Below are 8,791 nucleotides of genomic sequence, written 5' to 3' on the forward strand. Positions count from 1 at the left end.
AAACGCCGGACGGGCTGAAAAAGCCGGCCGGGGTTCAGCAGTCGGAGCCCCAGCCGTTCAGGCACCCCGCCCTCGGCCGGGTCAACAGGACCAACCCCCTCACCTTCACCTTCGACGGCACCCAGTACCAGGGCTACGAAGGCGACACCCTCGCCTCCGCCCTCCTCGCCAACGGCGTCATCCAGACCGGCACCAGCATCAAACTCGGCCGCCCCCGAGGCATCTTCTCCGCCGGCGTGGAGGAACCCAACGCCGTCATCCAGATAGAGGCCCCGTTCCCCGAACCGATGCTCCCCGCCACCACCGTGGAGCTGTACGAAGGCCTGGCAGCGACCGGCCTCCCCGGCCAGGGCCGCCTCGCCACCACCCCCGACCCCGCCCGCTACGACGCCGTGCACGCCCACTGCGACCTGCTGATCGTCGGCGCGGGCCCGGCCGGCCTCGCGGCAGCCGCCGCAGCGGCCGGCACCGGCGCCCGCGTCATCCTGGCCGACGACCGCCCGGAGCCGGGCGGCAGCCTCCTGGGCACGGCGGAGCACCTCGACTGGGTGGCGGAGACCGCGCGCCTCCTGGAAGCCGCCCCCGACGTACGGGTCCTGCCCCGCACCACCGTCTTCGGCTACTACGACGACAACCACCTCCTCGCCGTCGAACGCCGCACCAACCACCTCGGCGCGGCGGCCCCCGCGAACGTCTCCCGCGAACGCGTCTGGCGCATCCGCGCCCGCCGAGTCGTCCTCGCCACCGGCGCCCACGAACGCTCCCTGGCCTTCGCGGACAACGACCGCCCCGGTGTGATGCTGGCCGCCTCGGCGCGTACGTACGTCAACCGGTACGGCGTCCTGCCCGGCCGCCGGGCGGTCGTGTTCACGACGAACGACAGCGCGTACGCCGCCGCCCTGGACCTCGCCTCGGCGGGCACGGACGTGACGGCGATCGTCGACACCCGCCCCTACCCGGGCGAGTGGGCCGAGCGCGCGAGGGCGGCCGGAATCGAGGTGCTGGCAGGCCACGCGGTCGTAGGGACGGAAGGCGACGCGCGGCTGACCGCCGTGACCGTCGCCCCGTACACCGGGGAGCCCGCGGAGGCCGGGGACAGTCCAGACCGACGGGACTTCGCCGCCGACCTCCTCCTCGTCTCCGGCGGCTGGAACCCGGTGGCCCAGTTGTTCAGCCAGGCGGGCGGCAAGCTCCGCTACGACAACGCGCTCGGCACCTTCGTCCCCGACACCTGCCGCCAGGCCGTCGAGGTCGCGGGCAGCGCGTCCGGCGCCCTGGACCTGCCGTCCGTCCTCGCCCAGGGCGCGGCCGCCGCCTCCCGCGCACTCGCGGCGGAGGGCTACGACGCAGCACCCGCACCCGAGGCCCCCGGCCTCCCCGCCCCCGACCCGGCCGCACCGCCGCAGACACCGCCCATGCACGTGTACGCCATCCCGGACGCCTCCGACACCCGCTCCTTCGTCGACCTCCAGCGCGATGTCACCGTGGACGATCTCGCCCGCGCGACCGGTGCCGGTATGCGCTCGGTGGAGCACACCAAGCGGTACACGACGGCGGGCACCGCCAACGACCAGGGCAGGACGTCCGGCCTGCTGGCCAGCGGCATCGTCGCCGCGCTGCTCGGCGTCGACATCTCGGCCCTCGGCACGACCACGTTCCGCCCGCCGTACACGCCGGTCTCCTTCGCCACCCTCGCGGGCCGCGACCGGGGCGCGCTGCACGACCCGATCCGTACGACCGCGCTGCACACCTGGCACGTCGAGCAGGGCGCGCTGTTCGAGAACGTCGGCCAGTGGAAGCGGCCTTGGTACTACCCGCGGCCAGGGGAGGACATGGAAGCGGCCGTCCTGCGCGAGTGCGCCGCCGCCCGCGACAGCGTGGCCTTCATGGACGCCTCCACCCTCGGCAAGATCGACGTACAGGGCCCGGACGCGGGCGTCTTCCTGGACCTCCTCTACACCAACATGATGAGCACCCTGAAGGTCGGCATGATCCGCTACGGCGTGATGTGCCGCCCGGACGGCATGGTCTTCGACGACGGTACGGTCATCCGCCTCGCCCAGGACCGCTTCCTGGTCACCACGACAACGGGCAACGCAGCAGCCGTACTTGACTGGATGGAGGAGTGGTCCCAGACCGAGTGGCCGGACCTGCGCGTCCACTGCACATCGGTGACCGAGCAGTGGGCCACGGTGGCCCTGGTGGGCCCGCGTTCCCGGGACGTATTGGCCTCCCTCGCACCCCAACTAGCCGTCGCCAACGACGACTTCCCCTTCATGGCGTGGCGCGAGACGCCTGTCGCGGGCATCGACGCACGCGTGTGCCGGATCAGCTTCTCCGGCGAACTGGCCTACGAGATCAACGTGTCACCGTGGGAGGCCCGCGCCCTCTGGGAGGCGCTGTACGAGGCCGGTGCCCCGTACGGCATCACCCCCTACGGCACCGAGACCATGCACGTCCTGCGCGCCGAGAAGGGCTACCCGATCATCGGCCAGGACACCGACGGCACCGTGACTCCCCAGGATCTCGGCATGAGTTGGGTGGTGTCGAAGAAGAAGCCCGACTTCATCGGCAAGCGCTCGTACGCTCGTGCCGACGCCGTCCGCCCCGACCGCAAGCACCTGGTCGGCCTGCTCCCGGACGACCCCGGCACCTTCCTCCCCGAAGGCACCCAGCTCGTCGCCGACAGCGAACTGCCCGCGCCGCCCGTCCCGATGCTCGGCCATGTCACCTCCAGCTACCGCAGCGCCGCCCTGGGCCGGACCTTCGCGCTCGCCCTGATCAAGGGCGGCCGGGAACGCCTCGGCGAACGGCTGTACGCCCCCGTGGGCGACCGGCTGGTCCCGGTGACCGTCGCGAGCCCCGTCCTCTACGACCCCGAGGGAGCCCGCCGAGATGGCTGACACCAACACGTCCCTGTTGTCCCTGTCGTCTGTGTCGCCCGTGTCTCCGTTGTCGGGCGCGGCAGGCCGGCTGGCCGCCGCCACCCGTGCCTCCGGGGGCGCGGTCCGGCTGGCCGAACTGCCCTTCCTGACCCAGCTCGACGTACGCCTCGACGCCAAGGGAGCGGCGGCGGACGCGGTCGGGCTCGCGCTCGGTCTTCCGCTGCCCCTCGCTCCCAACACCGTCGTACGGGCGGGGGAGTTGGTCGCCCTGTGGCTGGGCCCCGACGAGTGGCTGATCGTGGGGCCGCCCGGCCGCGAACGGGAGCTGGAGGGCCGTATCAGGGAGGCGGCGGGGGAGGAGCAGCCGGTGTCCGTCACCGACGTCTCCGCCCAGCGCACCACACTCCTCGTCACGGGCCCCCTCGCCCGCGACCTGCTGGCCCACGGCTGCCCCCTGGACCTGCATCCGCGCGCCTTCGGCCCCGGCCACTGCGCCCAGACGACCCTGGGCCGCACCCAGGTGGTCCTGGTCGCCAGGGACGAGCCCAGGGCCGGATTCTGGGTACTGGTCCGCTCGTCCTTCGCCGGCTACCTGACGGACTGGCTGCTGGACGCGGCCACGGAGTACGTGAGCTGAAGCCGGGCCGCCTTCTCCTTGCTTCTTGCTTCTCGCTCCTTACTCCTTGTCCCCGGCACCGTCCTTCGAGGCGCGGGCCTCGGCCTTGAGGATGCGCGCCGACCTGCCCGCCGAGCGCACCAGTTCAGGGAGCTTCCTGACGGCGAGGACGGCTGTGACGACGATGAGGATGACGGCCAGTTCACTCAGTCCGAACATGGGGTCCTGTCCTTGGGCAGCCGACGGGTGGACGGTCGGGGTGGTCGCCGGGACGATCGTCCGTGGGCTGTGCCGTGCCGGGGGGCGGGTCCTCGGTGACGTACCGGCGCAGGTGGGGCAGCATTCCCCGGTCCAGCAGCGCCTGGTGCCAGGACAGCCGGGCCTGCTCCACCCGCTCGGCGGTCGGCGGGCCGCCGCGCTGACGTCTCGCCGTCCCCAGCAGGGCCACGAGGGCCACGAGAGTGCTCAGCGCCGCGACCAGCGCCAGCACCCAGCCGGCGGTCACCAGTGACGCCGGCAAGTCGCCTGCCGTGCGGGCGAGTCGGAGCGTGCAGCCGAGCAGGAGCAGGGCCGTGGCGGACACGGCGGACACGACCGGCGTGAGCACGGCGAGCGCGGACAGCACGGTTCCGCGGCCCGTCGACGGGCCGGTCTGACCGTGCCGGGCGGCCCGCAGGGCGAGGTGGGTGGCGTACTCCCGTTCCGTCGCCGCCATGATCTCGTCGGCGTTGGCGAGGGCCCGCTGCCGTACCCGGACCACTGTCCGGCCGGTGGGGTCGCCACGCAGGGCCCTGCCGATGTCGGAACCGCTCATCGCCAGCCGCAGTATCGCTTCGAAGTCGGGTCGGTCCTCAGGCTGGAGGCGTGTCGGGTCGGCCACTCGGTCTCCCGTCGGGTCGGCCACCGGGCCCACCCCGTACGAGGGAGGCGGGCCCGGCGGCGTAAGTCGGTCGTCGTGGGTCAGACGCTGACGCCGAAGTCGGAGGCGATCCCGGCCAGTCCGGAGGCGTACCCCTGGCCGACCGCGCGGAACTTCCACTCGGCGCCGCCCCGGTACAGCTCGCCGAAGACCATCGCGGTCTCGGAGGAGGCGTCCTCGGACAGGTCGTAACGCGCTATCTCCTGCCCGCCCGCCTGGTTGACGATCCGGATGAAGGCACCCCGGACCTGGCCGAAGCTCTGGTTACGGTTGTCGGCGTCGTGGATGGAGACCGGGAAGACGATCCGGTCGACCTCGGCGGGTACGCCCGCGAGGTTCACCTTGATCGCCTCGTCGTCGCCGTCGCCCTCGCCGGTGCGGTTGTCGCCGGTGTGCTCGACGGACCCGTCCGGGCTGGTGAGGTTGTTGTAGAAGACGAAGTGCAGGTCCGAGACGACCTTGCCGGAGGCGTCCAGCAGCAGGGCGGAGGCGTCGAGGTCGAATTCGGTGCCGGTGGTCGTCCGGACGTCCCAGCCCAGACCGACCAGGACGGCGGTCAGTCCCGGGGCCTCTTTGCTGAGCGAGACGTTGCCGCCCTTGGAAAGGGAAACTCCCACTGTTTTCCTCCTGGTTGAGATCCGGCGGTGCGGTTGCACCCGAGATCAATCTACATCACTGTAGAAATAGTGTGGGGTGTGCTGCGGACGCGAGGTCCCTGGTGTCCTTACGATGGAGCGCCCGTGAAGTACGCGGCAGCGGAAGGGAGACAGGGCGTGACGGATCACCGGCAGCGTCCCCGGCGGCGGGGACAGGGCGAGCTGGAGGTGCTGGTGCTGTCCGCGCTGCGGGAGGCGGACGGACCGGTGACGGCGGGCTGGGTGCAGGAGCGCCTGGGCGGCGACCTCGCCTATACGACCGTCATCACGATCCTGACCCGGCTGCTGGCCAAGGGAGCGGTCACCCGTGAACGGGCCGGCCGGTCCTTCGCGTGGCTGCCCGTGGCGGACCAGGCGGGCCTGGCCGCCCACCGGATGCGCCGGGTACTGGACAAGGAGGGGGACCGGCAGGCCGTACTGGCGAGCTTCGTCACCGGCCTCGGCCCCGACGACGAACGCCTGCTGCGCGAACTGCTGGGCCGCCCGGGCGACGACTCCTGCTCCGCATCCGACGACGGAGGGGAAGCCTGACACCCCATGGGGGTCTTCGTCTTTCTGCCGCTGATACTGCCGTTGACGGCGTGGCCGGTCGCCCGCCTCGCCGAGCAGCATCTCCATCCGCGTACCGCGACCCGGCTGCTGACCGGCGTGGCCGCGGTGATGGCCGTGTGCAGCACGGTGTGCCTGGCCCTGCTCATGGTGGTCGGCACGGCCCAGCTCCCCGGCAACCCGCTGCCCGACGGCTGGTCGGACCCCGAGGTGCGCGAGGCCGTCCCCTATGACGAGGTCGCGGGCAAGGCGGCCATCCCCGCCCTGGGCGCGGTGGCCCTGGCCTGCGGCCGGACCCTGTGGCGCCACTGCCGTACCCGCGGTCGAGCCCACCGTGCGCTCGCCGGACTTCCCGGTACGGCGGTCGCGGTCCTGCCCGACAAGGTGCCGTACGCGTACGCGCTGCCCGGCGGCCCTCGCGACCGGATCGTGGTGACCACCGCGCTGCTCGGCTCCCTGGAACCGGCCGAGCGCCGCGCCCTGTTCGCCCACGAGCGCGCCCACCTCGCCGCCCGCCATCACCGCCACCTGCTCGCCGTACAACTGGCCGCGCGCGCCAACCCGTTCCTGCGGCCCCTGCGTACGGCGGTGGCGTACACGGCGGAGCGCTGGGCCGACGAGGACGCGGCCCGTGTGGTCGGCAGCCGCCGTACCGTGGCACGGGCGATCGGCAGGGCCGCGCTGGTCTCCCGGGGCGCGCCACTGGCGACGCTCGCGGGATTCGCCGCGCCGGGTCCGGTGCCGCGCAGGGTGGCGGCCCTGCTCGCACCCGCGCCGGCCGGCCGCCGCTGGCCGTCGGTGTTCACCACGGCCGGCCTCGCCGTGTGGGGCGCCACCGCGGGTACGGCCGTATCGGCGATGGCGTCCGCGAACTCGGCGGTGACGATGATCGCCATCCTCCACGCGGCCACGCCCCTCTGACCGGCCGGGTGACGGCGGGTCGGAGGGGCGTGGCGGAGAAGCGCGCGTGCCGGACGCGGTGAGTGCGGCTCAGAGATCGAACTCGTGCGGCGGCAGGCCGAGGGTGAAGCACGCCTCGCGCACGACGGCCTGCTCGGTCTTGTCGAAGTCGCCGTCCGCGCCGCCGATGACGATGCCGATCTGGATGACCGCACGGGCCTCGGCGGGCTTCTTCTTGGCCTTGGCGACCTCCTGCAACACGCTCACCTTGCCGAACGCGAAGTCGGCGGCCAGCTTGTCGAGGTTTTCGTCGAAGCGCCGCTGCAGATCCATCGCATCGAAGTTCTGCAGTACTTCATTGGTGGCGATCAGTTGTGCCACTCGCTGGCGCTCCGAGGGGTCGACGGTGCCGTCGGCGGCGGCGACCAGGGCGCACATCGCCATGCTCGCGTCGCGGAAGGCGCCGCTCTTGAGGTCGTTCTTCTTCGCCACGAGCTGGGTCTGCATCGTCGATGCGGACTCCTTGAAACGGTCCCACAGGGCCACGAGAACTCCAGAGAACAGAAATGGACGCGTAGACAGCGACGACAACTACAACTACAACCAGAACAACTACAGCAACGTAGAAACTACCCGCCGAGCGGATAAGTTCCGTTTGCTCACTCTTCTTCGTCGTCGCCCTCGAAGAAGTCCCCGACCTCGTCCACGACTTCGGCCGCGACCATCCCGCCGACCACACCGACGGCGAGCCCGGCCGCACCGGCCGCGACGACGGTCCCCATCCCGGGCCCGGACCGCCGCCCGTCGTGCTGCCCATGGCCTTGGTCGTGAGTGTGCCCGCCGTACGCCGCCCGGTGCTCGACCAACTGCCGCACCCAGCCGTCGACTTCGGTGTTCCAGTCCCGGACGTCGTGGTGGCCGACCTCGAACCGGGTGACCGTGTCATGCCCGGCGGAGAAGAAGCCGCCGCGCTTGTCGGCCTCCAGGACCACCTCCATGCCGCCCGGCCCCGCGAGGAAGGTCAGCTCGATCTCGTTGACCTGGTGGGCGTACTGCGGGGCCGGAGTGAGCTCGATCTCCTGATAGAAGGGGAGCTGCTGGCCGGTGCCGTTGATACGCCCGTATTCGACGTCGGCCGACCTGAAACCGAACCCGAGCTGACCGAGGGCTTCGAGAACCGCTTCCTGGACGGGGAGCGGCGCGACACTCAACTGATCGAGGTCGCCCTTGTCCTTGGCGCCGGCCACCGACAGCTCGGTACGCACCCCGAGGACGATGCCCAGACCCTGCCCGTACAGCTCGGTGATGGGCGTCTCCCACGGCAGCGCCACACTGAAGGGCACGCTGCGCAACTCACCCTCACCGAGCCGGAACCCACCGCCGACGGTGAACCGGCCGAAGACGACGACCCCCTCGCTCTCACCGTCCTCGTGCTCGGCCTCGACCCGCGCGACCAGCTCCAGGGTGATGTGCTCGATGTCGAAGCCGGCGTTGCCGCCCTTGAGCTGCACCTGCCCAGAGAGCGCGGAGCCGGGCCGGGCGGGGGCGGGATCGAGCACCGTGTCGACAGTGGGTCCACCCACACCGAGCGAGCCGAGCAGCCGTTTGAACACCATCGTGGCGTTCACTCCTTCACATGCGTTCGTTCGTATGTACGTTCCGGGCCAGCGCCCTTCTACAGTCACGTAGAAGCATAGGGTCGGGGTGACGGGGGAGACCCGCGCTCCGCGCCTCCGGCGGGGAAACGGCCGAAAACCGGCTCCCCGAATCCCGCACCCTGACGACCGGCCTCCTCGCGCGGATGATGGCCCAATGCGCATCCGCATCGAAGCCATCGACCTTCCCGGCCTCACCTGCCCACCCGGAGCGTTCGCGGGCGACGACGTTCCGGCGTACCGAGACATCCACGTCGCCGTGCAACGCCGTGACCGTCCGGCCGAACTCCTCGGCCCGAAGCCCGGCGACGCCGTCTCGGCGAGCTGGACCCTGGAGTGCGTCACGGCGGCCTCGCCGGCCGGTACCGATGTGCGGGGCCCCTATGTTCAGGGCCGTCCGGGCGGCCGGTTCGTCCACCTCTCCTGGGGCGTCGTCGACGACTCCGGCACCTTCACGATGTTCCGCCGCGCCAAACTGATGCTCGACGCCGTGCCCGCCGACGTACTCGACGCGGCCGTGGCCACCGGCCTCCTGGTGGGCCGCCTCGGCCTGACCGACGCGCGCGGCGGGCCCCTGTGCGCACGGGTCGTACCGCCGCGCGCGTCGGTCA

General features: G+C 71.8%; 9 protein-coding genes and 1 pseudogene. 5 read left to right on the forward strand and 5 right to left on the reverse strand.

The annotated features are described in order from the left end of the window. Together AOK08_RS40300 and AOK08_RS40305 are read left to right on the forward strand one after the other, a co-directional pair. Positions 1 to 2,903: 2Fe-2S iron-sulfur cluster-binding protein (locus AOK08_RS40300; protein WP_055535325.1), on the forward strand; the 2,903-nt coding region annotated here is incomplete at its 5' end. Next, a complete protein-coding gene (locus AOK08_RS40305; protein ID WP_055535326.1) occupies positions 2,896 to 3,522 on the forward strand; it encodes a sarcosine oxidase subunit gamma in 627 nt (208 codons plus the stop codon). The genes AOK08_RS40300 and AOK08_RS40305, both read left to right, overlap by 8 nt. A gap of 60 nt (positions 3,523 to 3,582) precedes the next feature. Here the strand turns inward: AOK08_RS40305 and AOK08_RS42420 are convergent. From AOK08_RS42420 to AOK08_RS40315, 3 genes and pseudogenes are all read right to left on the reverse strand, one after another. Then, positions 3,583 to 3,720, reverse strand: a pseudogene (locus tag AOK08_RS42420) (twin-arginine translocase TatA/TatE family subunit); the annotation flags it as partial. After that, positions 3,704 to 4,381 (reverse strand): hypothetical protein, encoded by a 678-nt coding sequence (locus AOK08_RS40310; protein WP_063794232.1) that lies wholly within the window; start codon positions 4,379 to 4,381, stop codon positions 3,704 to 3,706. The pseudogene AOK08_RS42420 and the gene AOK08_RS40310, both read right to left, overlap by 17 nt. 80 nt (positions 4,382 to 4,461) lie before the next feature. Continuing rightward, positions 4,462 to 5,037: a TerD family protein gene (locus tag AOK08_RS40315; RefSeq protein ID WP_055535328.1), complete on the reverse strand. Its 576-nt coding sequence runs from the start codon at positions 5,035 to 5,037 to the stop codon at positions 4,462 to 4,464. Positions 5,038 to 5,193: 156 nt separating this feature from the next. Here AOK08_RS40315 and AOK08_RS40320 point away from each other — a divergent pair, with 156 nt between their 5' ends. Together AOK08_RS40320 and AOK08_RS40325 are read left to right on the forward strand one after the other, a co-directional pair. Continuing rightward, positions 5,194 to 5,607, forward strand: coding sequence for a BlaI/MecI/CopY family transcriptional regulator (locus tag AOK08_RS40320; protein ID WP_055535329.1), 414 nt, complete (start codon positions 5,194 to 5,196; stop codon positions 5,605 to 5,607). A 6-nt stretch (positions 5,608 to 5,613) separates the two neighbouring features. Continuing rightward, on the forward strand, positions 5,614 to 6,546 hold the full coding sequence (locus AOK08_RS40325; RefSeq protein ID WP_055535331.1) for a M56 family metallopeptidase: 933 nt from the start codon (positions 5,614 to 5,616) through the stop codon (positions 6,544 to 6,546). Between the two features lie 69 nt (positions 6,547 to 6,615). Here AOK08_RS40325 and AOK08_RS40330 read toward each other — a convergent pair whose 3' ends face one another. After that, positions 6,616 to 7,071, reverse strand: a complete 456-nt coding sequence (locus AOK08_RS40330) for a tellurite resistance TerB family protein (protein ID WP_055535333.1) — start codon at positions 7,069 to 7,071, stop codon at positions 6,616 to 6,618. A 113-nt stretch (positions 7,072 to 7,184) separates the two neighbouring features. Continuing rightward, positions 7,185 to 8,141 (reverse strand): sporulation protein, encoded by a 957-nt coding sequence (locus tag AOK08_RS40335; RefSeq protein ID WP_055535335.1) that lies wholly within the window; start codon positions 8,139 to 8,141, stop codon positions 7,185 to 7,187. 196 nt (positions 8,142 to 8,337) lie between these two features. Here AOK08_RS40335 and AOK08_RS40340 point away from each other — a divergent pair. After that, the coding region (locus tag AOK08_RS40340) for a DUF5990 family protein (RefSeq protein WP_055535337.1) at positions 8,338 to 8,791 on the forward strand (454 nt) is incomplete at its 3' end.

Origin of the sequence: Streptomyces graminilatus (assembly GCF_001418565.1) — a bacterium.
GTDB lineage: Bacteria > Actinomycetota > Actinomycetes > Streptomycetales > Streptomycetaceae > Streptomyces > Streptomyces graminilatus.